The 24,645-nt window shown below is 68.0% G+C and carries 17 protein-coding genes; 13 read left to right on the top strand and 4 right to left on the bottom strand.

Annotation, left to right across the window (positions count from 1 at the left end):
• Positions 1–100 precede the first annotated feature (100 nt).
• Both RLN94_RS18290 and RLN94_RS18285 read right to left on the bottom strand, forming a co-directional pair.
• Complete coding sequence (locus RLN94_RS18290) at positions 101–1,144, bottom strand: GlxA family transcriptional regulator (protein ID WP_350158900.1); 1,044 nt, start codon at positions 1,142–1,144, stop codon at positions 101–103.
• 19 nt (positions 1,145–1,163) lie between these two features.
• On the bottom strand, positions 1,164–2,333 hold the full coding sequence (locus RLN94_RS18285; protein WP_350127299.1) for a pyridoxal phosphate-dependent aminotransferase: 1,170 nt from the start codon (positions 2,331–2,333) through the stop codon (positions 1,164–1,166).
• A 188-nt stretch (positions 2,334–2,521) separates the two neighbouring features.
• On the opposite strand from RLN94_RS18285, the gene RLN94_RS18280 reads away from it, so the two are divergent.
• The 12 genes from RLN94_RS18280 (at position 2,522) to RLN94_RS18225 (ending at position 18,371) form a co-directional block, all read left to right on the top strand.
• Positions 2,522–3,385 (top strand): urease accessory protein UreD, encoded by an 864-nt coding sequence (locus RLN94_RS18280; protein WP_350127302.1) that lies wholly within the window; start codon positions 2,522–2,524, stop codon positions 3,383–3,385.
• A 4-nt stretch (positions 3,386–3,389) separates the two neighbouring features.
• Positions 3,390–3,692, top strand: a complete 303-nt coding sequence (locus RLN94_RS18275) for an urease subunit gamma (RefSeq protein ID WP_350127305.1) — start codon at positions 3,390–3,392, stop codon at positions 3,690–3,692.
• An 11-nt stretch (positions 3,693–3,703) separates the two neighbouring features.
• Positions 3,704–4,009 carry an urease subunit beta gene (locus tag RLN94_RS18270; protein WP_350060333.1) on the top strand — a complete coding sequence of 102 codons (306 nt, stop codon included), beginning with the start codon at positions 3,704–3,706 and terminating at the stop codon, positions 4,007–4,009.
• A gap of 8 nt (positions 4,010–4,017) precedes the next feature.
• Entirely contained in the window at positions 4,018–4,326 is a 309-nt protein-coding gene (locus RLN94_RS18265) for an antifreeze protein (protein WP_350127309.1), read from the top strand.
• 6 nt (positions 4,327–4,332) lie between these two features.
• Entirely contained in the window at positions 4,333–6,093 is a 1,761-nt protein-coding gene (gene ureC, locus RLN94_RS18260; RefSeq protein ID WP_350169399.1) for an urease subunit alpha, read from the top strand.
• 11 nt (positions 6,094–6,104) lie between these two features.
• Positions 6,105–6,632, top strand: a complete 528-nt coding sequence (locus RLN94_RS18255) for an urease accessory protein UreE (RefSeq protein ID WP_350169398.1) — start codon at positions 6,105–6,107, stop codon at positions 6,630–6,632.
• Positions 6,622–7,269 carry an urease accessory protein UreF gene (locus RLN94_RS18250; protein ID WP_350127318.1) on the top strand — a complete coding sequence of 216 codons (648 nt, stop codon included), beginning with the start codon at positions 6,622–6,624 and terminating at the stop codon, positions 7,267–7,269. Before RLN94_RS18255 ends, RLN94_RS18250 begins: the two co-directional genes overlap by 11 nt.
• Positions 7,266–7,916 (top strand): urease accessory protein UreG, encoded by a 651-nt coding sequence (gene ureG / locus RLN94_RS18245; protein ID WP_350127321.1) that lies wholly within the window; start codon positions 7,266–7,268, stop codon positions 7,914–7,916. The genes RLN94_RS18250 and ureG overlap by 4 nt, the downstream gene beginning before the upstream one ends.
• Before the next feature lie 98 nt (positions 7,917–8,014).
• A complete protein-coding gene (locus RLN94_RS18240) occupies positions 8,015–9,064 on the top strand; it encodes an efflux RND transporter periplasmic adaptor subunit (RefSeq protein WP_350127324.1) in 1,050 nt (349 codons plus the stop codon).
• Between the two features lie 10 nt (positions 9,065–9,074).
• The gene (locus RLN94_RS18235; protein WP_350127327.1) at positions 9,075–12,137 is read left to right on the top strand and encodes an efflux RND transporter permease subunit; all 3,063 of its coding nucleotides are present in this window, start codon (positions 9,075–9,077) and stop codon (positions 12,135–12,137) included.
• A gap of 109 nt (positions 12,138–12,246) precedes the next feature.
• A complete protein-coding gene (locus RLN94_RS18230) occupies positions 12,247–14,040 on the top strand; it encodes an autotransporter assembly complex protein TamA (protein WP_350158899.1) in 1,794 nt (597 codons plus the stop codon).
• Positions 14,040–18,371: a translocation/assembly module TamB domain-containing protein gene (locus tag RLN94_RS18225; RefSeq protein WP_350127332.1), complete on the top strand. Its 4,332-nt coding sequence runs from the start codon at positions 14,040–14,042 to the stop codon at positions 18,369–18,371. The genes RLN94_RS18230 and RLN94_RS18225 overlap by 1 nt, the downstream gene beginning before the upstream one ends.
• A gap of 30 nt (positions 18,372–18,401) precedes the next feature.
• On the opposite strand, the gene RLN94_RS18220 is transcribed toward RLN94_RS18225, so the two are convergent.
• Both RLN94_RS18220 and RLN94_RS18215 read right to left on the bottom strand, forming a co-directional pair.
• Positions 18,402–21,023, bottom strand: a complete 2,622-nt coding sequence (locus RLN94_RS18220) for a Hint domain-containing protein (protein ID WP_350127335.1) — start codon at positions 21,021–21,023, stop codon at positions 18,402–18,404.
• A gap of 204 nt (positions 21,024–21,227) precedes the next feature.
• Positions 21,228–22,169 (bottom strand): hydrogen peroxide-inducible genes activator, encoded by a 942-nt coding sequence (locus RLN94_RS18215; RefSeq protein WP_350127338.1) that lies wholly within the window; start codon positions 22,167–22,169, stop codon positions 21,228–21,230.
• 237 nt (positions 22,170–22,406) lie between these two features.
• Between RLN94_RS18215 and katG the strand changes: the two genes are divergently transcribed.
• Positions 22,407–24,581, top strand: coding sequence for a catalase/peroxidase HPI (katG, locus tag RLN94_RS18210; RefSeq protein ID WP_350127341.1), 2,175 nt, complete (start codon positions 22,407–22,409; stop codon positions 24,579–24,581).
• Positions 24,582–24,645 lie beyond the last annotated feature (64 nt).

The following is a 24,645-nucleotide window of genomic DNA, read 5'->3' as shown; positions in this document are numbered from 1 at the left end:
GGCCACCCGCGACTCGGGGGCCCGCCTACCTCCACAGCATCACCCCCAATCCCCCGGCGCATTTATACCAAACCCGCCGCCAACTTGACCAAACCGGACATCACACCGTCTTGCGATGCATTGGCCACGCCCGGAACTCGAACGGCACCCGCCCCTCGATCCGGTCCTGCCTCGGCGGCAACCCGAACCTTGCCCGATAGGCCCGCGAAAAATGCACCTGGCTCGCGAAGCCCGAGGCCAGCGCCACCTGGCTCAGCGCCATCTCCGTCTGCGTCACCAGCCCGCGTGCCCGGTCCAGCCGGATATCCCGGTAATAGGCCGCCGGCGCTTTCTTCACGTACCGGCGGAACAACCGGTCCAACTGCCGGTGCGAAATCTCCATCCGCTCGCAGATTTCGGCAATCGACAGCGGGTCTTCGAGGTGCTTCTCCATCAGCGCGATCGCCCGCCGCACGTTCCTCGGCGCGGTGTTCCCCAAGGGCTCCAGCGGGTCCGCGTTCTGCTGGCTCCCCGCCGGCCGCACGCTCTGGTGAAACAGGTACCGCGCCGCCCGGTTCGCCAGCGCATCGCCATGCGTCCCCCGCAGGATATTCAGCGCGAAATCCGTCGCCGCACTGCCGCCGCTGCAACTGATCCGGTTGCCATCATAGACGAACAGGTCCTCCGTCACCTCCGTGTCGGGGTACATCTCGCCGAACGCGTCGATATGCTCGTAATGCACCGTCGCCCGCCGCCCCTTCAGCAACCCCGCCTCGGCCAGGATGAACGCGCCCGTATCCAGCGCCGCCATCGTCGCCCCGGCCCTGGCCCAGCGCCACAAGGCCGCCTGCAACTGCGCCGAGCGATGTGCCTCCGGCGTCCAGCTCGACGACACCGCCACGATATCCCGCCTTTGCCCCGCGATCTCCGACAGCGCCCGCGTCCCGATCACCATGCCGTTGCTGGCCGCACAGTCGCCGCCCGCCTCCGACACCACGTCCCAGCGGAACAGGATCTTCCCGTTCAGGTAATTGGCCACGCGGAACGGGTCGATGAACCCCACCGTCGCGGCAAGGTTGAAATGCGGCGTCACCAGAATGGCAAGCTGCACCGGGGTGCGGGGCGCGGGCATGGGTCCACTTTCGGCCAGAACACGTCCAGCCATGTTAAGTCGGCCTCACCGACTAAAGCAATTCCCCGATCCGCCGGATCGCCTCGCGGATATTCTCCGTGCTGTTGGCATAGGAGAACCGCAAATACCCCTCGCCGTACTTGCCGAACGACGTGCCCGCAATCGCCGCCACACCAGCCTCCTCGAGGATCCGGTCCTGCGCCTCCCGGCTGGTCATCCCCGTCCCCTCGATATTCGGAAACGCATAGAACGCGCCCGCCGCATCGGCACAGCGCACCCCCGGCAACCCGTTCAGCGCCTCGACGATCACCTGCCGCCGCGCGTCGAACTCCGCCACCATCTCCCGCACCGCATCCTGCGGCCCGTTCAGCGCGGCGATCCCCGCATGCTGCGTCGCCGCGTTCACACAGGAATGGTCGTTGATGCACAGCCGCGTCACGTGATCCACCGCCGCCTCCGGCCACACGGCATAACCCAGCCGCCAGCCGGTCATCGCGTAGGTCTTCGACCACCCGTCCAGCATGATCAGCCGGTCGCGGATCTCCGGATACTGCAACAGGCTCACATGCTCCCGCCCGCCATACAGCATGTTGGAATAGATCTCGTCCGACATCACCGCGACCTGCGGATGCTCGGCCAACCCCGCCACCAGCTTGTCGATCTCCTCCTTCGGCGTCACGCCCCCGGTGGGGTTCGCCGGGCTATTGATGATGATCAGCCGCGTCTTCGGCGTGATCTGCCCCAGCACCGCCTCGGCGGAAAAGGCGAACCCGTTCTCCTCCTTCAGCTCGATCGGCACCGGCGTCGCCCCGCTATACCGGATCACGCTCTCGTAGATCGGAAAGCCCGGGTTCGGATACATGATCTCCGCCCCCGGCTCGCCGAACATCAGCACGGCAAAGAACATCGTCGGCTTGCCACCGGGCACGGCGACCACGTGATCGGGGTTCACCTCCACCCCGTGCCGCCGGTGCAGGTCCGCCGCCACCGCCTCGCGCAGCTCCGGCAACCCGTTCGCGGGCGTATACCCGTGATGCCCGTCGCGCAGCGCCTTGATCCCCGCCTCGACGATATGCTCGGGCGTCCGGAAATCCGGCTGCCCGATCCCGAGGTTGATGATGTCGCGCCCCTCGGCCGCCATCTTCCCGGCCTTGGCCAGCACCGTGAAGGCCGATTCCGTGCCGAGGCGCGAAAGGTTCCCGGCGAACTGCAACTCTGTCATGGCCATTTCCCTGTTTTGAAACTCCTCCGCGTGTTAGCGCAATACGCCCCCGATGAGAACGCCCGCCACGCCACGCCGCGATTGCCCGGAAATCGGGCACACCGCCCATCATTTGCGCAACCGGCTCGACCCCGCCTAGCGCGCGCCCCCCGAATCTTGCCGCCCCTTCGCCCCCGTGATCCCATCCATTGAAGCACCACGCCATTCTCGGGGGGAGAACCGCCATCACGCTGCATCCAGCTCATGTTCTGCCGCCCGTCCTCCCGCGGGCAAGGGGCGAGATCGCCCTCTCGACCAAGCCGGTCGCCGGGCGCAGCGTGCTCGACACCCTCCGCCAGTCCGGCGCCTTCAAGGCCCTCTTCCCCCGGCCCGAACACGGGCTCCAGGCCATCCTCATCAACACCGCCGGCGGCGTCACCGGCGGCGACCGCTTCCACGTCACCGCCCATATCGGCACCGACACCCATACCACGCTCACGACGCAGGCCGCCGAACGCGCCTACCGCGCGAGCCCTGGCGAAACCGGCCATATGCGCTCGCGCCTCACGTTGGCCGACAACGCCACCCTGCACTGGCTCCCGCAGGAACTCATCCTCTACAACGGCTGCGCCCTCGACCGCCGGCTCGAGATCGACCTCGCCCCCACCGCCCGCCTGCTGATGGCCGAACCCGTCCTCTTCGGCCGCACGGCCATGGGCGAAACCCTGACCGATGCCAGCTTCCGCGACCGCATCCGCATCACCCGCGCCGGCCAGCCCCTATACTTCGACGGTGTCTCCCTCACCGGCGATCTCGCCGCCCGCCTTGCCCGCGCCTCCTCGGGCAACGGCGCGGCGGCGATGGTATCCCTCCTCTACGTCGCCCCCGACGCCGAGGCCCACCTGCACCCGCTCCGCCAACTCCTGCCCTCAACCGGCGGCGCCTCCCTCCTCGCCCCCGACATGCTCGCCCTGCGCCTCGTGGCCCCCGACGGCCACGCGCTCCGAACCCACTTCCTGCCCGCGCTCGACCGGCTCAGCGGCGGCGCCCTCCCCACGTCATGGAGACTGTGACCCGATGAACCTGACCCCCCGGGAAAAAGACAAGCTGCTGGTCGCCATGGCCGCCGAGATCGCCCGCAAACGGCTGGCGCGCGGCGTCCGCCTCAACCACCCCGAGGCCATCGCGCTCATCACCGACACCGTGGTCGAAGGCGCCCGCGACGGCCGCTCCGTCGCCGACATGATGGAAGCGGGCGCACAGGTCATCACCCGCGAGCAATGCATGGAAGGCATCCCCGAGATGATCCACGAGGTCCAGGTCGAGGCCACCTTCCCAGACGGCACCAAGCTCGTCACCGTCCACAACCCGATCCGCTGAAAGGCGCCGCCATGATCCCCGGAGAGCTCTTTCCCGCCGAAGGCACGCTGACGCTCAACGCCGACGCCAAACCGATCACCCTGATGGTCGCCAACACCGGCGACCGCCCCGTGCAGGTCGGCAGCCACTACCACTTCGCCGAGGCCAATTCCGCCCTCGATTTCGACCGCGACGCCGCCCGCGGCCTTCGCCTCGATATCGCCGCCGGCACCGCCGTCCGGTTCGAGCCCGGCCAGCGCCGCGAGGTCAGCCTGATCCCCGTCTCCGGCGCCCGCCGCATCTTCGGCTTCAACCAGTGGGTAATGGGCGACCTATGAAACACGGCATGATCCCCAACCCCTTCGCCCTGCTGCAACTCCAGACCCAGGCCACCCTGATGGCGATGGAGGCCGGCGGCGTCATCTGGATGCGGATGATGGGCATGGCCGGCCTCTGGTCGGTCCTCCCGTCCGAGAATGCCCGCATGGTCACCGAGAATCAGAAAGCCTTCGCTGAGGCCGGCACCCGCCTGATGCTGGGCACCATGAAAGGGCAGGACAGCCAGAAAACCCTGGGCCACGCGCTCAAGCCGATCCGCCGCACCACGAAATCCAATGTCTCCCGCCTGACACGGCGCGGCCCGAAAAGGAAATAGCGCCCCATGCCCGCCACCATTACCCGCGCCTCCTACGCCGCCATGTTCGGCCCCACCGTGGGCGACAGGCTGCGGCTGGCCGACACCGACCTCATCATCGAGGTCGAGCGTGACCTCATCGCCGAACGCGCCGGCGCGGCCGCCACCGGCGGCGCCGGCAACAATACGCTGACGTATGGTGAAGAGGTCAAGTTCGGCGGCGGCAAGGTCATCCGCGACGGCATGGGCCAGTCCCAGGCGACCCGCGCCGAGGGCGCCGTCGACACCGTCATCACCAACGCGCTCATCGTCGACCACACCGGCATCATCAAGGCCGACGTGGGCCTCAAGGATGGCCGCATCGCCGCCATCGGCAAGGCCGGCAACCCCGACACCCAGCCCGGCGTCGACATCATCGTCGGCCCCGGCACCGAGGCCATTGCCGGCGAGGGGCGCATCCTCACCGCCGGCGGTTTCGACAGCCATATCCACTTCATCTGCCCCCAGCAGATCGAGGATGCCCTGCACTCGGGCCTGACCACCATGCTCGGCGGCGTCACCGGCCCCGCCCACGGTACGCTCGCCACCACCTGCACGCCCGGCCCCTGGCATATCGGCCGCATGCTGCAGGCCGCCGACGCTTTCCCGATGAACCTCGCCTTCGCCGGCAAGGGCAACGCCTCCCTCCCCGCCGCGCTGGAAGAACAGGTCAACGCCGGCGCCTGCGCCCTCAAGCTGCACGAGGACTGGGGCACCACCCCCGGCGCCATCGATTGCTGCCTCTCCGTCGCCGACGCGCTCGACGTGCAGGTCATGATCCACACCGACACGCTCAACGAAAGCGGCTTCGTCGAGAACACCGTCAAGGCCATGAAGGGCCGCACCATCCACGCCTTCCACACCGAGGGCGCGGGCGGCGGCCACGCCCCCGACATCATCCGCATCTGCGGGGAGGAGCACGTGCTGCCCTCCTCCACCAACCCCACGCGCCCCTTCACCGTCAACACGCTGGAAGAGCATCTCGACATGCTCATGGTCTGCCACCACCTCGACAAGTCCATCCCCGAGGACGTGGCCTTCGCCGAAAGCCGCATCCGCCGCGAGACCATCGCGGCCGAGGACATCCTCCACGACATGGGCGCCTTCTCGATCATCGCCTCCGACAGCCAGGCCATGGGCCGCGTGGGCGAGGTGATCATCCGCACCTGGCAGACCGCCGACAAGATGAAGAAGCAACGCGGCCGCCTGTCCGACGAGACCGGCGACAACGACAATTACCGCGTCCGCCGCTACGTCGCCAAGTACACCATCAACCCCGCCATCGCCCACGGCCTCTCGCATGAGATCGGCAGCATCGAGCCCGGCAAACGCGCCGACCTCGTCCTCTGGAACCCCGCCTTCTTCGGCGTGAAACCCGAGATGGTCCTGATCGGCGGCACCATTGCCTGCGCCCAGATGGGTGACCCCAACGCCTCGATCCCCACGCCCCAGCCGGTCTATTCCCGGCCGATGTTCGGCGCCTATGGCCGCTCTGTCGAACGCTCCGCCGTCACCTTCGTCTCCGAAGCCGCGCAATCCGGGGGCATCGGCAAGGCGCTCGGCCTCGCCAAGGACACGCTCGCCGTCCGCAACACCCGCAGCATCGGCAAGAAAGACCTCCTCCTCAACAATGCCACCCCGCAGATCGAGGTGAACCCCGAAACCTACGAAGACCGCGCCGACGGCGAGCTCCTCACCTGCGAGCCCGCCAAGACCCTGCCCATGGCCCAGCGCTACTTCCTGTTCTGAAGGAACACGACATGACCGACCTGCCCCTCGCCCAGACCGTCCACCGCGCCGGCGAATGGCGCGGCGTGGCCGAGATCGTCACGCTAGATTACGACACCCGCTTCCTGCGCCGCAAACGCCTTGCCACCGACACCGGCCGCCCCTTCGTGATCGACCTCGATAAGACTACTTCCCTCGAGGACGGCGACGCGCTGGACCTCGATGACGGCTCCCGCGTGGTCATCCGCGCCGCCGTGGAAGACGTGCTCGTCGTCACCGGCAAGAGCCTGCCCCGCCTCGCCTGGCATATCGGCAACCGCCACACCCCCTGCCAGGTCGACCCCGACCGCCTGCTCATCCAGCGCGACCCGGTGATCCGCCGCATGCTCGACCTGCTCGGCGCCACGGTCGAGGAAGCCCGCCACCCCTTCACCCCCGAGGGCGGCGCCTATGGCCACGGCCGCACCCATTCCCACGATCACGGCCACAGCCACAGCGCCGACCGCCACCACGAACACGATCCCGAACACGACCCCGACGAGACCGTCGATGCAGGCTGACCCCCGCCTTCTCACCCTCATGCAATGGCTTTCGCCCGCCTACCCGCTGGGCAGCTTCGCCTTCTCCCACGGGCTCGAAAGCGCCATCCGCGCGGGCTGGGTCCATGACGCCGACACGCTGGAAGACTGGCTCGCCGACCTGCTGACGGACGGCTCCGGCCGCAACGACGCCATCCTCCTCCGCCTCGCCCACGCCGCCCCCTCTCCGCAGGCCCTCGACGACGTCGACGCCACCGCCCGCGCTCTCTCCCCCTCCGCCGAACGCCTGCGCGAGGCCGAGCGCCAGGGCGCCGCCTTCGCCCGCGTCACCGGCCCGGTCTGGTCCATCGACCTGCCCGACCTGCTCCTCCCCGTCGCCGTCGGCCGCGCCGCGGGCCTCCTCTCGCTCGACCCCGACATCACCGCCATGCTCTACCTGCAGGGCTTCGCCTCCAACCTCACCTCCGCCGCCCAGCGCCTCATGCCATTGGGCCAGACGCAATCCCAGCGCACCCTCTCCCGCCTCGCCCCCCTCTGCCAGCGCCTCGTCTCGGAGACCGCCAATGCCACCGCGGCCGACCTCCACAGCAACACCTTCCTCTCCGACATCGCCGCGATGACCCACGAAACCCTGCAACCAAGGCTCTTCCAGTCATGACACGCATGAACGGCCCCCTCCGCATCGGCATCGGCGGCCCCGTCGGCGCGGGCAAGACCACACTGACCGCCCGCCTCGCCGAACTGATGAAAGACCACTACTCCATCGGCGTCATCACCAACGACATCTACACGCAGGAAGATGCCGAGGCGCTGATGCGCATGCAGATCCTGCCCTCCGACCGCGTGCTCGGCGTCGAAACCGGCGGCTGCCCCCACACCGCCATCCGCGAAGACGCCTCGATCAACCTCGCCGCCGTGGCCGAGATGCAGGAACGCCACCCCGACCTCGAAATCGTCCTCATCGAATCCGGCGGCGACAACCTGTCGGCCACCTTCAGCCCGGAACTCGCCGATCTCACCATCTACGTCATCGACGTCGCCGCGGGCGAGGAGATCCCCCGCAAGGGCGGCCCCGCCATCACCCGCTCCGACCTGCTGGTGATCAACAAGACCGACCTCGCCCCCCATGTCGGCGCCTCGCTCGAGATCATGGCCCGGGACGCAGCGAAAATGCGCGGCCCCCGCCCCGTCCTCTTCACCGCGCTGCGCCACCGCGAAGGCCAGCAGGCGGTGCTCGACGCCATCCGCGACTTGTCCGGCCTCTCCCCCGCCCCATCTCTGTCGCAAGGTCAGACTTTCAACTGAACCGTGCCTGACGTACAAACCGACTCGGGACAGGCAGGGCCACGCGCCGTGCCGGGCGTAGACGCGAACGAAGAACCACCGGCTTTCGGGGGACACCCATGCGAACAATCCTGACCGCGATCCTTCTGGCCGCAACCCTGCCGGGCCTCGCCTCCGCCCAGCAGGCAGAGCGCCTGCCGCTCGCCAAGCTGATCCCGGTCGAGGCCGGCGATGCCGCCGTCACCCGCAAGTTCTTCGGCCATGTCGCCGCCAAGGAAACCGTCGATCTCGCCTTCCAGGTCGGCGGTCAGGTGGTCAGGCTGCCGGTGGTCGAGGGCAACCCGATCACCGAGGGCGACCTGATCGCCCAGCTCGACCTCGAGCCGTTCGAGCTCTCCCTCGAACAGGCCCGCGTGGAAAAGCAACAAGCCGACCGCACCCTCGAACGCCTCCGCAAGCTGGAAGGCAACGCCGTCAGCCAGGTCTCCGTCGAGGATGCCGAGACCCAGGCCAATCTCGCCGGCATCGCCGTACGCAACGCCGAACGCTCGCTCGAGGAAGCCACGCTCGAAGCCCCCTTCGACGGGCTCGTGGCGCGCCGCATGGTGGCCAACTTCACCTCCGTCGCGGCCGGCACGGCCATCGTCCGCCTGCACGACATGTCCGAGCTTCGGGTCGAGATCGACGTGCCCGAGGTGCTCTTCCAGCAAGCCGGCCGCAACCCGGAGATCGAGCTCTTCGCCAGCTTCCCCGCCTCCGACGAACGCTTCCCCCTCACCGTGCGCGAGTTCAACGCCGAAACCTCCGATATCGGCCAGACCTTCCGCATCACCCTGGCCATGCCGCCGCCCGACGACCTGATCGTGCTGCCCGGCTCCTCGGTCGAGGTCACCGCCACCCTGCGCAAGCCCGGCGCCGCCATCACCATCCCCAAGACCGCCGTGGTCACCGGCAACGACGGCACCCCTTACGTCATGCTCTTCACCCCCGACGACGACAGCGCCGCCGCCGGCACCGTCGCCCGCACCCCCGTCACCGTCGAGCCCACCAATACCGGCCGCGTCCGCGTGACCGAGGGGATCGAGGAAGGGCAGGAAATCGTCGCCTCCGGCGCCGCCGGCCTGAAAGACGGCGACCGCGTCGCCCGTTTCGACGCCTTCCCGGAATGAGCCGGCGAACATGAACATCGCCACCTTCTCCATCGCTCGGCCGATCTACGTCTGGATCCTCGTTCTGGTCTGCCTCCTGGGCGGCATCTGGGGCTTCGCCACCGTCGGCCGCCTCGAAGATCCCTCCTTCACCATCAAGAGCGCGGTGATCATCACCCGCTACCCCGGCGCCAGCGCCCTCCAGGTCGCGCGCGAGGTCTCCGAACCGCTGGAATCCGAGATCCAGAAGATGAGCGAGGTCGACGAGATCCGCTCGGTCAACCAACCCGGCCTGTCGCGCATCACGGTGGACATGAAAGACACCTATGCCGGCGACGAACTGCCCGAGATATGGACCAAGCTGCGCACCCGCGTCAGCGACGCCCAGCTTCCCGACGGCAGCAGCCGGCCCTTCGTCAACGACAGCTACGGCGACGTCTTCGGCATCTACTACGCCATCACCGCCCCGGGCTATTCCGACCGCGAACTCTACGAGCTCTCCCGCTTCCTCCGACGCGAACTGCTCACCGTCGAGGGCGTCGCCGATGTCGACATCTCCGGCGTCCCGCAGGAGGTCGTCTATGTCGAACCCGACCTTGTCCAGACCACCAACCAGAACGTGCCCCCCGGCGCCATCCAGCAGGCCATCGCCAACGCCGACAGCGTCACCGAGGGCGGCACGCTGGAAACCGAGACCGGCCGCACCCTGATCCAGGGCCCGGAAGGCAGCGACACCGTCTCGGAAATCGCCGGCCTCACCGTGGGCATCGGCGGCGAGGTGCTGAACCTCTTCGACTTCTCCAACGTCTACCGCGACCGCGAGGAAGACCCCGACCTCCTGATCCGCCACAACGGGCAGGAGGCCTTCACCCTCGGCATCGCCGGCATCAGCTCCGAGAACATCGTCGACGTGGGCAAGCGCGCCGACGCCAAGCTCGACGAACTCGGGCCCCGCCTGCCCCTCGGCATCGCCATCCACCCGATCTACCAGCAGCACGAAGTGGTCGAGGAAGCCTCCAACGACTTCCTCACCAACCTCGCCATGTCGGTCTCCATCGTGGTGATCGTGCTGGCGCTCTTCATGGGCTGGCGCGCCGCGGTCGTGGTGGGCGCGACGCTCCTGCTCACCGTCGTCGGCACGCTCTTCTTCATGGGGCTCTTCTCGATCGAGATGGAGCGCATCTCGCTCGGCGCGCTGATCATCGCCATGGGCATGCTGGTCGACAACGCCATCGTGGTGGCGGAAGGCATGCAGATGACCATGCTGCGCGGCAAATCCTCCCACGATGCCGCGGAAGAGGCCGCGGGCCAGACCCAGATCCCCCTCCTCGGCGCCACCGTGATCGGCATCACGGCCTTCGCCGGCATCGGCCTTAGCCCCGACGCGACGGGCGAATTCCTGTTCTCCCTCTTCGCGGTGATCGGCATCTCGCTGCTGCTCTCCTGGCTGCTGGCCCTGACCGTCACGCCACTTCTCGGGCACTACCTCTTCAAGCGCGGCTCCGGCGAAGCGGGCGGCAGCTACGACGGCGTGATCTTCCGCGCCTATGCCGGCCTCCTGCGCGCCTGCCTGCGGCTCTGGTGGCTGGTCATCCCCGGCCTCGTCGCCGTCACCGTGGTCTGCTTCATGCTCTTCGGCCAGATCAAGCAACAGTTCTTCCCCGACAGCAACACGCCGCTCTTCTTCGTCCACTACAAGCTCGAACAGGGCGCCTCCGTTCACCAGACCTCCGAAGACCTGCGCGTGATGGAAGACTGGCTGATGCAGCAGGACGAGGTCGTCTCCACCACCTCCTATGCCGGGCAGGGCGCGGTCCGCTTCATGCTCACCTACCAGGCGGAAGACCCCAACCCCTCCTACGGGCATATCATCGTCCGGACCGAGACGATCGACACCATCTCCTTCGTCATCGACCGGATGGAGGAATTCACCGCCAGAACCCTCCCCGAGGGCGAATTCCGCGCCAAGCGACTCGCCTTCGGCCCCGGCGGCGGCAACCCGATCGAGGCGCGCTTCTCCGGGTCCGACCCGGCGGTCCTGCGCGACCTCGCCGACCGGGCCGCCGAACGGCTTCAGGCCGCCTCCGACAACATCGTCGCCCCCCGCATCGACTGGCGCGAGCAGGAGCTGGTCTTGCGGCCCATCTACGCCAACGACCGCGCCCAGGAGGCCGGCGTCAATCGCGACGACATCACCAACACCCTGCGCTTCGCCACCGACGGCATCCAGGCCGGCGTGTACCGCGAGGGCGAGCGCCAGATCCCCATCATCCTGCGCGCCGACCCCGAGGCCGATCTCGCCCTGACCGATTTCGTCATCTACTCCGAAAGCGCCCAGGCCTTCGTGCCCTTCGAACAGATGACCGACGGCCTGCGCTTCGACCCGCAGAACACCCTCCTCAAACGCCGCGACCGGGTGCTCACCATCACCGTCGGCGCCGACATCGCCCCGGGCCTGACCGCCGCCCAGGTGCAGTCCGAAGTCACCCAGACCATCGAGGAGATGGACCTCCCGGCGGGCTACGACATGGAATGGGGCGGCGAACTGGAAAGCTCCACCCAGGCCCAGCAAAGCCTCGGCCAGCAGCTTCCGCTCAGCCTGATCGTCATGGTCACCATCTCGGTGCTGCTCTTCAACGCCATCCGCCAGCCGCTGATCATCTGGCTGCTGGTGCCGATGTCCGTCAACGGCGTCAGCCTCGCGCTTCTGGGCACCGGCATGCCGTTCACCTTCACCGCGCTCCTCGGCCTCCTGTCGCTCTCGGGGATGCTGATCAAGAACGGCATCGTCCTCGTCGACCAGATCGACATCGAACGCCGCGACAAGCCGGCGCAACCGCTGAAGGATTCGATCGTCGCCGCCTCGGTGTCACGCCTTCGCCCGGTGGTCCTGGCGGCCGCCACGACCATCCTCGGCATGATCCCGCTGATATGGGATGCGTTCTTCCAGTCGATGGCGGTCACCATCATGGGCGGGCTCGCCTTCGCCTCGATCCTGACGCTGATCGCGGCCCCGGTGTTTTATTACCTGTTCTTCATCCGCGCCGACCGCAAAGCGCCTGCCGTACAAAGCGAAACCGCTTCCCCCGCGTAATCCGCACGCCCCGGCGATACCGACACCGGATTTGTGGGCGTCAACCCCATTGTGTGGTCGATCCCGCCGGAACTTGCGATATATTGAGGACGACAGTGGAGTTTCACCCTTGCGTTCGACCCGACAGATTGCACGCTGCTTTCTTTTTCTGACGTTTCTCGGCGTGGCCCGCATCGCCGCGGCGGCCGAGGTCTACATCCAGCTTCCCGCCGACGCGCAGGGTCTCAACGACGATCTGCGCGACGCCTCCCTCAGCGTCCAGACCGCCGCGGAAGAGAACGTAACGGCCCAGGATCTCATGGCCGCCGCCCGCGCCGATTACGCCCGCATGGTGGGCGCCCTCTACGAGGTCGGGCGCTACGGCGGGGTGGTCAGCGTCAAGGTCGACGGGCGCGAGGTGGCCGATATCTCGCCCCTCTCCACGCCCCGCCAGGTCCGGCAGATCGTCATCCAGGTCCAGCCCGGCCCGCTCTTCCATTTCTCCACCACCCGCATCGCCCCGCTCGCCCCGGAAACCGACCTGCCCGAAGGCTTCCGCCCCGGCGCCCCGGCCTATTCCGACATCATCGGCAAATCGGTCAAGGCGGCGGGCGATGCGTGGCGCAACCGCGGCCATGCCAAGGTCGCGATCGCCGATCAGCGCATGACGGCCAACCACGCCGGCGCCCGCCTCTCGATCGACGTGACCCTCGCCCCGGGGCCGCGCCTCACCTTCGGCAACCTCGTCATCCAGCGCCCGGGCGCCGTCCGCCCCGAGCGTGTGCGCGCCATCGCCGGCCTGCCCACGGGCAAGGTCTATTCGCCCGAAGAGGTCCGCCAGGCCAGCCGGCGCCTCCGTCGCACCGGCGCCTTCTCGTCCGTCGTGCTGGAAGAAGCCGAAACCATCGGCCCCGGCAACACGCTCGACATCCAGGCCACCCTGACCGACGCCAAGCCGCGCCGCTTCGGCTTCGGCGCCGAGATTTCCTCGCTGGAAGGGCTGACCGTTTCCAGCTTCTGGCTGCACCGCAACCTGTTCGGCGGCGCCGAACGCCTCCGGATCGAGGGCGAGGTCAGCGGCATCGGCGGCGATTCCGGCGGAATGGATTACGTCTTCTCCACCCGGTTCGAGCGCCCCGCCACCTTCAACCCGGATACCGACCTCTACCTCAGCGCCCGCGCCCAGGAGCTCGACGAACCCGACTTCCGCGAGCGCAGCGTCCGCGTCGGCGGCGGCTTCCTCCACCGCTTCTCCGACGAGCTCACCGGCGAGATCGGCGTCGCCTACCAGTACTCCGACATCAACGACGATCTCGGCTCGCGCACGCTCGAGCACTTCCTCCTCCCCGCCAGCCTCGAATACGACACCCGCGACGAAGAGCTGAACGCCAAGAAGGGCGTCTACGCCAACCTCGAACTGACCCCGTTCCTCGGCCTCGACAATGACAGCCTCGGCGCGCGCCTGTATTTCGACGCCCGCCAGTACATGACCTTCGGCAAGACCGACGGCCTTACCTTCGCCACCCGCGCCCAGTTCGGCTCGGTCAGCGGCGCCGGCATCGGCGAGGTGCCGCCCGACATGCTGTTCTACTCCGGCGGAGCGGGCACCGTGCGCGGCCAGTCCTACAAGTCGCTCGCCGTCGACCTCGGGCCCGGCCTGCGCATTGGCGGCCGCTCCTTCGCGGCGCTCTCCGCCGAACTGCGCGCCCGCGTCAAGGACAAGTGGTCCGTCGTGGGCTTCGCCGACGCGGGCTTCGTCGGCGCCGACAGCTGGTGGGACGAAGGCGAGGCCCATTACGGCGCCGGCTTCGGCGTGCGCTACGACACCGGCCTCGGCCCGATCCGCGTCGACATCGCCACCCCGCTCGGCAGCGACGCGGGCGAAGACATCGAACTCTATATCGGGATAGGACAGGCATTCTGATGCGTCTCCTCCGCCTCATCGCGCTCGTCACCCTCACCGCCCTGCCCGCCGCCGCGCAGGAGGAAAACGAGGCCGACAAGACCTATCTCGAAGGCTGGATCGAAGACGCCCTCTCCGGCGCCGGCCGCTCGGTCACCATCACCGGCTTCCGCGGCGCGCTCTCGTCGAACGCCACGCTGGAAAAGATGACCATCTCCGACGATGACGGCATCTGGCTGACCATGGAAGACGCCACGCTCGTCTGGTCCCGCTCCGCCCTCCTGCGGGGCGAGGTCGACGTGACCGAGCTTTCCGCCGCCGTGATCGACATCGCCCGCCTTCCCGAGGCCGGCGAACAGGTCACCCCCGACGATGCCGAGGCCACGGCCTTCGCCCTGCCCGAACTGCCCGTCTCCGTCTCGATCGACGAGCTTCGCGCCGACGAGGTCCGCCTCGGCGCGCCGATCCTCGGCGAACCCGCCACCATGACGGTCGAGGCCACCGTGCAGCTTGCCGACGGCGCGGGCGAGGCACAGCTCGCCATCGAACGCACCGACCGGCCCGACCAGATCACCCTCGACGCCGCCTTCGACAACGAATCCCGCGTTCTCGCCATCGACCTCGACTTCGACGAGGCCGAGGGCGGCATGGTCTCAAAGGCGCTCAACATCCCCGGCGAACCCGCCATGCGCCTCCAGGTGCAGGGCGAGGCGCCGCTGTCGGACTTCCAGGCGCAGGTGGCGCTCTCCTCCGACGGCACCCGCCGCTTCGGCGGCGCCATCAGCATCGCCGCCCTCGACGCCGAGAACGAGGAGGCCGGCTACGCCTTCTCCACCGACCTCTCCGGCGACCTCCGACAGCTCTTCACCCCCGACCTGCACCCGTTCTTCGGCGAAAACGCCGCGCTCCGCGTCTCCGGCCAGACCTATGCCGACGGCCGACTCACCCTCGACACGCTCGCCCTCGACGCGGGCGGGATCGAGCTTTCCGGTGATCTGGCCCTCGACGCCGATGGCTGGCCGCGCGAGTTCAACCTCGACGGCCGCGTCGGCGGCGAGGGCCGCCTGCGCCTGCCCATCTCCGAGCCGATCACGACCATCGAATCCGGCCGCCTCACCGCCAGCTACAACGCCGCCGAAGGCGACGCCTGGACCGCCGATATCACGGTCGACGGGCTCACCCGCGACGGGCTCGAGATCGACGGCGCGCGCGTGGAGGGCATCGGCACCATCACCCGCGGCGACAACGAAAGCTTCCTCGCCGACCTCACCTTCAGCACCCAGGGCGTCACCCACCGCGACGAGGCGCTGGCCCGCGCCATAGGCGGCGCCCCGAACGGCAAGCTCCGCCTCACCTACCAGCCCGAGCGTCCCACCCAGATAGAAACTCTCGAAGTGGCCAGCGGCGATGCCACCCTCACCGCGCAGGGCACCCTCGACGGGCTGGCCGAGGGCTTCCCCGTCTCCGGCCGCGCCACCCTGCAGGCCGACGACCTGCGCCGCTTCGCCGGCGTCGCCCGGCGCGACCTTGCCGGCTCCGCCAACCTCACCGTACTGGGCGAGGGCAACCTCCTCGGCGGCGCCTTCGACGTCGAGATCGAGGCCGCCACCCAGGACCTCGAAACCGGAACCGACCGGCTCGATCCCCTGCTCACCGGCCGCAGCACGCTGGAAATCGACGCCCGCCGTACCGAGGAAGGCACCTTCATCGACCGGCTCGTCATCGACAACGCCTCCGTCGACGCCACGGCCGAGGCCCGGCTCAACGCCGAAAGCGGCGCGCTCACCCTCCAGGGCCGGCTTCAGGACCTTACGCTCGTCGAGCCCCGCCTCGCCGGCCCGGCCACCATCGACACCAACCTCGGCTGGCAGGCCGACGGGCAGGTCACCGTCAACCGCCTCCTCTTCGAAGCGGTCGACACCACTCTCACCGCCGAAGGCACGCTCAACGCCCAGGCCAGAACCCTGCCCTTCAACGGCCGCCTCAACCTCCAGGCCGCCGACCTCTCACGCCTCGCCGCCCTCGCCAACCGCCCGCTCGACGGTGCCATCGACCTCGACATCACCGGCACCGGCACGATCCGCAAATCCGAAGAAACGGACGAACCCGAAACCCTGCCCGACGGCATCGACTCCATCATCGTGCAGATCGAGAACCTCCTCGGCGACAGCTTCGAGATCGACCTCGCCGCCACCTCTCAGAACCTGCAAACCGGCATCGAACGGCTCGACCCGATCCTCCGCGGCAACGCCCGCGTCGAGATCGAGACCTCCCGCACCGAGGAAGGCACCGCCATCGACCGGCTGATGATCGACAGCGACGCCCTTACCGCCGAGGCCGAAGCGCAACTGACCTCCGAGACCGCCACCCTCGCCCTCGAGGCCCGGCTCGACGACCTCGGCCGTGTCGAACCCACGCTCTCCGGCCCGGCCGATATCGACACCGCCCTCACATGGCGGGCCGATGACGGGCAGGTCACCATCTCCCGCCTCTCCCTCGATGCGCTCGACGCCAGCCTGAAGACCGAGGGCACCATCGGCACCGGCGATCCCGACCTCCCGGTCAGCGGCCAGCTCTCGCTCGACGCCGCCGACCTCTCCCGCCTCGCCGGCCTCGCCGGGCGGCCGCTCGCCGGCACCATCGACCTCGACGTCGCCGGCACCGGCAAGATCAACGGCCGCAGCGCCGACGCCGAGATTTCGCTCGACGCCACCGGCTTCCGTTCCGGCATCGCCCAAATCGACCGCATCCTCGGCTCCGACATCACCCTCGACACCAAGCTCGCCTATGGCGACAGCACCCCCTTCGTCGAAACCCTCGAACTCACCGCCGCCCGCCTCTCCGCCTCGGCCTCCAGCGCCGCCCCGGGCGAGCCCATCACCATCACCGCCAACCTCGCCGATCTCGGCCTGCTCGCCCCCGGCATCAACGGGCTCGCCACGCTGAACGGGCGCGTCACCATCCTCGACAGCCGCGGCGAAGACCTCGACGTGAACCTCGACTTCGACGGCCCCGGCGGCGTCGGCGCCCGCATCACCGGGCGCATCAACGACCTCGGCCAGACCGTCTCGCTCGCCATCAACGGCACCGCGCCACTGGCACTGGCCAACAGCTTCATCCAGCCCCGCTCGATCCAGGGCCCCGCCCGCTTCGACCTCCGGATCGACGGCAAGCCCGGCCTCTCCGCCCTCTCCGGGCAGGCTTCGATCAGCAACGCCCGCCTCGCGATCCCCGGCGTCGCCACCGCCATCGAGGGGCTCACCGGCACCGTCAACCTCTCCGGCGGGCAGGCCAATGCCGACATCACCGGCAACACCGGAACGGGGGGCAATTTCCGCATCACCGGTCCGATCACCCTCTCCGCGCCCTCCAACGCCTCGCTCGAGGCCCGGATCAACCGCCTCCGCGTGATCGACCCCTCGCTGTTCGAGACGATCGTCGACGGCCGGGTCACCATCACCGGCCCGCTCACCGGCGGCGCCCGCATCGGCGGCGCGATCAATCTGGGCCGCACCGAGGTCCAGGTGCCCTCCGGCGGAAGCTCCGCCCCCGGCACCATCCCCGACCTGCGCCACGTCAACGAACCCGCCGCGGTCCGCCGCACCCGCCAGCGCGCCGGCCTGATCGAGACCGGCAAGTCCGGCGGCCCCGCCGCGGCCTTTCCCATCGACCTCGTGATCAACGCCCCCAACCAGATCTTCGTGCGCGGCCGCGGCCTCGACGCCGAACTGGGCGGGTCGATCCGCCTCGGCGGCACCACCGCCGACGTCAATGCCAGCGGCACGTTCGAGCTGATCCGCGGCCGGATGGACATCCTGACCAAACGCCTCGACCTGACCGAGGGGCTCATCGACCTGCGCGGCGCGCTCGACCCCTACCTGCGCTTCGTCGCCCGCACCGAAACCGACGAGCTGACCATCGACATCATCCTCGAAGGCCTCGCCAGCGACCCCAACATCACCTTCACCTCCTCCCCCGACCTGCCGCAGGAGGAGATCCTCGCCCAACTCCTCTTCGGGCGCAGCTTCACCTCCATGTCGGCCTTCCAGGCGGCGCAGCTCGTCAGCGCCGTCGCCACCCTTTCGGGGCGCGGCTCGGGCGGGCTGACGGGGCGCCTCCGCGGCGCGCTGGGGCTCAGCGATTTCGACGTCACCACCTCCGAAACCGGCGCCACCCAGTTCAGCGCGGGCGCCTACCTGTCCGAGAACATCTATTCCGAGTTCACCGCCGACAGCGAAGGCAACAACGAGATCAACCTGAACCTCGATCTCAGTTCCTCGGTCACGGTAAAAGGCAGCGCCAGCAGCGACGGCGACACCGGCCTCGGGATCTTCTACGAGAAGGATTACTGAGGCGCGTCGCCACCAGTCCGGCAGGTCGGCCTAAACCACCCCGACCCGCTTCCTCTGCATGGTGTCATAATCGCGCAAAAGCCGCGCCTCGTAGCGCTTCAGGCAATGCCGCGCCGTATCGCCCATGTGCCGCGGCGCACTCCGGAGCTCCGGGAACAGCCCGAACAGCTCCTCCCTTGCCTCCTCGCAGATCGCGCTCAGCCCGACATCGCCGGCATGGAAGCTCTCGGTCGCGATCCCCTCGGCATAGATCACCTCGTGATGGTCGAACATCACGTGGATATAGGTTACCTCCGGCATCTCCCTGACCTTCACGTCGGCACCGTCGACAAGATGCTTCGCCGCCACCAGAACCTCGTCCTGCCCGAACAGCAACTCCGCCTGGTAACCCGCGAACAGGATCCGGTGCTGCGGCGACACCAGCAGCCCGGTGCGCGAGCCGTCCATCACGTTCGGCGCAACCCAGACCGGCGCGAACCGGCCCCGCCCCGGCACCGTCCGCTTGCCGATCCACCGGATCGGCCGCAAGCCGCTGTCCCGCGTCACCACACGGTCGCCGATCTTCAGGCTCTCGATCGGCCGCTCGCCGACCTCGGTCAGGATCATCGTGCCGGGCGTGAAACAGATGATGTTCTCAATCTCCGAGAACTCCACGAACGTCCCGTCGGCCATCGTGAAGTTGCCCGACAGCCCGCCCGCCTCGTCATCGGTATTGGTGAAGGTGATGTCGCCATAGGTGACATCCGGCGTCAGGACCAGCGTGTCGCCATCCGTCTCGTCCCCCTCGCCGCCGATGATCGAAATCGAATCGTTTCCCGTCCCGGTCGTGTCGGCATCGGCCAGCTCGAACCGGTCGTCCCCGTCGCCCCCCTCCACCGTGTCGCCCTGGTCGACTGTGATCGTGTCGTTCCCGGCCCCGCCAAACACGAGGTCCGCCCCGTCGCCGCCATCGAGGATATCGCCGCTCGTATCAGCATCACTGCCCCCCGCGATCCCCGTCACCGTCCCGGTGACGTTATCGACCAGAAGGTCCGTCCCCCCGGTATTGACGATCTCGATGGTGATCGGCTCGCCGTTCAGGCTCGGGTCGGAAAACCCCTCGCTGCTGACCGACACGGTCTCCAGCCCGTCGATATCCCCGGTCGTCCCGCTCTGCGTCCTGATCAGCGTGTCGCCGGCATAGATGTTGACGGTGTAACTCACCGACCCGGCATAGGTCGCATCGCCCAGGTCGACGTCGAACTCGTAGGTCTCCCCGTCGGTATATTCCTGCAACAGCGTCTGGCTCAGCGTGTCGCCATTGGCATAGAGGAAGGCGACGTTGCTGCCGTCGATATCCCCCTCGTCGATCTGGCCCGAGGTCGGGTTGAAATCCCCCACCTCCGTGCCGCTCGTCTCCCAGCCCGGCGTGCCCTCGGACCAGCCGCCGTCGCCGTGGCTCGTCTGCTCGAAACTGCCGTTGACGATCTCGATCGGCGCCGACCCGGTGGTCAGCGTATCGTCACCGCCAAGGATCGTGTCGTTCCCCGCCCCGCCGCTGATCTCGTCCGAGCCGATGTTGCCGACAAGGTAGTCGTCCCCCGCGCCGCCCTCGATCGTGTCGTCGCCATCGCTCCGGCCCTGCGCGGTGAAATGCACGTCGGTGACCCAGATCACCTGCCCGCTGCCGCCAAGCTGGTCGTAATCCACCTCGACGTAACTGACCGGCCCCTCGATCTCGACCAGCATCGAACCGTTGGCCCCGGTCGAGCTCTGCGATCCCTCGCCATCGACAAGAACATCCGGCCCCGTCTCGCTCACCCCCTGGTAGGTGACCGTCACGTCAAGCTGGTTGCCCTCCTCGTCATAGGCCCGAACGGTCATCCCGTCCTCCCAGCCGGTGCTGCTGCCCGACTGGTCGACATCGTTGATCCGGAAACTGACGTCCGAAACCTCGTCCTCGAAGCCCGACCCCTCGACCGCCGAGAAATCCATCCGCAGCGTCGCGGTATCCCCCGTGGCGCCACCCCCGCGCAGCTCGACCGAGGAATTGCCGTCGAACGGCTCGCCCGTGCCCACGTACTGGCCGGTCGTCGTCTCGACATTGGCGCTCTGACCGTTGCCCTCGTCGGAATAGGTGACGGTCACGTCGATGCCGCCGGTATCCTGCGTGAAGCCGGTGCCGATGCTCTGGCCGTCACTGCCCGCCGCGCTCCAGTCGAGGAACAGCTCGGTATCCTCGGCGCTGACCCCGCCGGTGATCGTGTCGTCGCCCTCGCCGCCGATCAGGCTGTCGCCGCCCCCGCCGCCATCCAGCGAATCGTTCCCCGCGCCGCCGTCGATCGTGTCGGCGCCGTCCTCGCCATCCATCACGTCCGCGCCGCCCGTGCCGTCCAGCACGTCGCCGCCGCCCCCGCCATAGGCGACCATGAAATAATCGAGCTGCGTGCCGCCACCGAGATTGGCGTCCGTCCCGGTCACCCCGGCCTCGCCCACGGTGAAGCTGTCCGAGCCGTCGCTGATGGTGATCACACCGGTCGCGGCGTCGACATCCACCGAATAGCCCGACGGCAGCGCCGAAAAGTCCAGTGCATGCCCGGCCGCGCCTTCGCTGATCCCTGACCAGAAAGCGGCGCTGTCCCAATTCTCTGTCGTGACCACATAGACGGTCATGGCGGTCCTCGAATACGTCTGTGCCACCCCCGACACCGGTGTCCCGGCATCAGGCCGACGGGCAAAACCCGCTTGTTTGAAAGGCTTGGCGCTGCTCGCTCCCGCCTCGCTCCGGCGGCTTCCGATGGCAAAGGGGCATGGCCCCGGTGCCGCGGTCCGGCCGGTTCTCTCCATCCTGCGAATTAGAGACGAATTAGGGGTAGATTATGGATCAATCGGGGAGAAACTATGATCCATTGCCGCCTGTGCCTTTTTCTGCTCCTCCCCGGCCCGGCCCACCACCTCGGCGATCCGCTGCAACTGCGGCGCCAGCGGGCTCGACCGCCGCCAGATCATTCCCACCGTCCGCGACGGCTCGGGCTTGCCGAACCGCGCCACCGAAACATCGGCCGAACGTGTCTCGACCGGCACCGCCATCTCGGGGATCAGCGTCACCCCGATGCCCGAGCCCACCATCTGCACCAGCGTCGACAGCGACGACCCGTCCAGCCCGTCCCCCGGCACCGCCGGCCGGATATTGCAGAACGACAGCGCCTGGTCGCGGAAACAATGCCCCTCCTCCAGCAGCAACAGCCGCATCCGCGCCAGGTCCTCCGCCCTCGGCACCGGCTGTCCCGCCTCGGCACCGGGCCGCACCAGCATGAACGCCTCGTCGAACAACGCCACCTCCGCCAGCCCCGGCTCGGAAATCGGCAGCGCCACGATTGCCGTGTCCAGCCGCCCGTCCAGCAACTCCCGGATCAGCCGGTCGGTCAGCGTCTCGCGCACATGGATGTCGATGCCCCGATGCGTCTCCGACAACGCCCGGATCACCCGTGGCAGCAAATACGGCGCGATCGTGGGAATCACCCCGATCCGCAGCCGCCCGATCAGCCGCTCCTCGCTCGCCCGCGCCAGGTCCTCCAGCTCGTCCACCGACCGCAAAATCTCCTGCACCCGGTCCGCGAACCGCGCGCCCAGCGCGGTCAGCCGCACCTGCCGCGCGCCCCGCTCGAAAAGCTGCGCGCCGATATCCTCCTCGAGATCGCGAATCTGCACCGACAACGCCGGCTGCGACACCGCACAGGCCTCCGCCGCCCGCCCGAAATGCCCGTGCCGGGCCAGCGCCTCGAAATATTTCAACTGTCTCAGGGTGATGTTCGCCATAATTAAAAATTATCGCCACAATCCGAAAATTCAACTTAAATCAATCAATCCGATTTGTTAGAACCGTTCCAGAATCTGGAGGGGAGGACCGATAACAGAGCCCCGGCAAAACCCTGCCGGCTGTCAGTATTCTGACATGTTCCTCCTGTTATCACCCGATCCCGACAGGCCAGATATTCCCGGCCGCAGGTGCCTGCGCCCCGGCCTTTCAAGACAAAGCCACCAATGGAGAGAGCTATGGATGGAAATGACATGAAATCGACCGGCAAGTGCCCGGTCATGCACGGCGGGATGACCCATACGGGCGTCAGCGTCACGGATTGGTGGCCCAGTTCCCTCAACTTCGACATCCTGCACCAGCACGATGCCAAGACCAACCCGATGGGCCCCGATTTCAACTACCGCGACGAGCTCAAGAAGCTCGACGTCGAAGCCCTCCGCAAGGACGTGGCCGACCTGATGACCGACAGCCAGGAATGGTGGCCGGCGGACTACGGCCATTACGGCGGGCTGATGATCCGCATGGCATGGCACTCGGCCGGCTCCTACCGCCTCGCCGACGGCCGTGGCGGCGGCGGCGCCGGCAACCTGCGCTTCGCCCCCCTGAACTCCTGGCCCGACAACGGCAACCTCGACAAGGCCCGCCGCCTGCTGTGGCCGGTCAAGAAGAAATACGGCAACAAGGTCTCCTGGGCCGACCTGATCATCCTCGCCGGCACCATGGCCTATGAAACCATGGGCCTGAAGACCTTCGGCTTCGCCTTCGGCCGCGAAGACATCTGGCACCCCGAGAAAGACACCTACTGGGGCGCCGAGAAAGAATGGCTCGCCCCGTCGGACGAGCGTTACGACGATGTCGGCCAGCCCGATTCGATGCAGAACCCCCTCGCCGCCGTGCAGATGGGCCTGATCTACGTGAACCCCGAAGGCGTCAACGGCCAGCCCGACCCGCTCAAGACGGCGGCACAGGTCCGCGAAACCTTCGCCCGGATGGCCATGGATGACGAGGAAACCGCCGCGCTCACCGTCGGCGGCCACACCGTCGGCAAATGTCACGGCGCGGGCGACGCGGCCACGCTGGGCGCCGAACCCGAAGGCGCCGATGTCGAGGCGCAGGGCTTCGGCTGGCTCAACCCCGCCCTCGGCGGCTCGGCCAACAAGGCCATCACCTCGGGCATCGAGGGCGCCTGGACGACCAACCCGACCGTGTTCGACGACGGCTACCTCAAGATGCTCTTCAACCACGAGTGGGAGCTCAAGAAGTCGCCCGCCGGCGCCAACCAGTGGGAACCGGTCGAGATCGCCGAAGAGGACAAGCCGGTCGATCCGACCGACCCCTCGGTCCGCCGCAACCCGATCATGACCGATGCCGACATGGCCATGAAGATGGACCCGACCTATCGCGCCATCTGCGAAAAGTTCATGGCCGATCCGGAATATTTCCGCGACACTTTCGCCCGAGCATGGTTCAAGCTGACCCACCGCGACATGGGCCCCAAGGCCTGCTACATCGGCCCCGACGTGCCGCAGGAAGACCTGATCTGGCAGGATCCGATCCCGGCCGGCCCGGTCAACTACGACATCGGCCGCGTCAAGGCAAAGATCGCTGAAAGCGGCCTGTCGCTCTCGGAAATGGTCTCGACGGCATGGGACAGCGCCCGCACCTATCGCGGCTCCGACAAGCGCGGCGGCGCCAACGGCGCGCGCATCCGGCTCGCCCCCCAGAAGGACTGGGAAGGCAACGAGCCCCAGCGCCTGCAACGTGTCCTCTCGACCCTGCAGCCGATCGCCGACGAATACGGCGCCTCGCTCGCCGACGTGATCGTGCTGGCCGGTAACGTGGGCGTCGAACAGGCGGCCAAGGCGGCGGGCTACACCGTCTCCGTGCCCTTCTCACCGGGCCGCGGCGACGCCACCGCCGAGATGACCGACGCCGACAGCTTCGACGCGCTCGAACCGCTGGCGGACGGCTATCGCAACTGGCTGAAGGACGACTATTCCGTCAGCCCCGAGGAACTGCTGCTCGACCGCTCGCAGCTCCTCGGCCTCACCGCGCCGGAAATGACCGTCCTGCTCGGCGGCATGCGGGTCATGGGCACCAACCATGGCGGCACCAAGCACGGCGTCTTCACCCACCGCGAAGGCGCGCTGACCACGGATTTCTTCGTCAACCTCACCGACATGGGCAACAAGTGGGTTGTCGTCGAGGGCGGACCGTACGAAATCCGCAACCGCCACACCGACGAGCTGCTCTGGACGGCGACCCGCGTCGACCTCGTCTTCGGCTCCAACTCGATCCTGCGCGCCTACGCAGAGGTCTACGCCCAGGACGACAATGACGAGAAGTTCGTGCGCGACTTCATCGCCGTCTGGACCAAGGTGATGAACGCCGACCGCTTCGACATCGCCTGATCCAACGGCGAATGGTCAGACAAAAAAGGCGCGGCCGGGGAAACCCGGCCGCGCTTTTCCGTTT

It is taken from the genome of Roseovarius sp. (assembly GCF_040223625.1).
Classification (GTDB): domain Bacteria; phylum Pseudomonadota; class Alphaproteobacteria; order Rhodobacterales; family Rhodobacteraceae; genus Roseovarius.
Note: the sequence above shows the minus strand (reverse complement) of the source record. Positions and strands in the feature narration are given on the sequence as shown.

What these genes read in the sequence shown, in the direction of transcription:
- RLN94_RS18265 (WP_350127309.1), top strand. Translation starts at nt 4,018, where the DNA reads ATGATCCCCAACCCCTTCGCCCTGCTGCAACTCCAGACCCAGGCCACC.
- RLN94_RS18270 (WP_350060333.1), top strand. Translation starts at nt 3,704, where the DNA reads ATGATCCCCGGAGAGCTCTTTCCCGCCGAAGGCACGCTGACGCTCAAC.
- RLN94_RS18235 (WP_350127327.1), top strand. Translation starts at nt 9,075, where the DNA reads ATGAACATCGCCACCTTCTCCATCGCTCGGCCGATCTACGTCTGGATC.
- RLN94_RS18220 (WP_350127335.1), bottom strand. Translation starts at nt 21,023, where the DNA reads ATGACCGTCTATGTGGTCACGACAGAGAATTGGGACAGCGCCGCTTTC.
- RLN94_RS18255 (WP_350169398.1), top strand. Translation starts at nt 6,105, where the DNA reads ATGACCGACCTGCCCCTCGCCCAGACCGTCCACCGCGCCGGCGAATGG.
- ureG (WP_350127321.1), top strand. Translation starts at nt 7,266, where the DNA reads ATGACACGCATGAACGGCCCCCTCCGCATCGGCATCGGCGGCCCCGTC.
- RLN94_RS18290 (WP_350158900.1), bottom strand. Translation starts at nt 1,144, where the DNA reads ATGGCTGGACGTGTTCTGGCCGAAAGTGGACCCATGCCCGCGCCCCGC.
- RLN94_RS18215 (WP_350127338.1), bottom strand. Translation starts at nt 22,169, where the DNA reads ATGGCGAACATCACCCTGAGACAGTTGAAATATTTCGAGGCGCTGGCC.
- RLN94_RS18285 (WP_350127299.1), bottom strand. Translation starts at nt 2,333, where the DNA reads ATGACAGAGTTGCAGTTCGCCGGGAACCTTTCGCGCCTCGGCACGGAA.
- katG (WP_350127341.1), top strand. Translation starts at nt 22,407, where the DNA reads ATGGATGGAAATGACATGAAATCGACCGGCAAGTGCCCGGTCATGCAC.
- RLN94_RS18225 (WP_350127332.1), top strand. Translation starts at nt 14,040, where the DNA reads ATGCGTCTCCTCCGCCTCATCGCGCTCGTCACCCTCACCGCCCTGCCC.
- RLN94_RS18250 (WP_350127318.1), top strand. Translation starts at nt 6,622, where the DNA reads ATGCAGGCTGACCCCCGCCTTCTCACCCTCATGCAATGGCTTTCGCCC.
- RLN94_RS18275 (WP_350127305.1), top strand. Translation starts at nt 3,390, where the DNA reads ATGAACCTGACCCCCCGGGAAAAAGACAAGCTGCTGGTCGCCATGGCC.
- RLN94_RS18240 (WP_350127324.1), top strand. Translation starts at nt 8,015, where the DNA reads ATGCGAACAATCCTGACCGCGATCCTTCTGGCCGCAACCCTGCCGGGC.
- ureC (WP_350169399.1), top strand. Translation starts at nt 4,333, where the DNA reads ATGCCCGCCACCATTACCCGCGCCTCCTACGCCGCCATGTTCGGCCCC.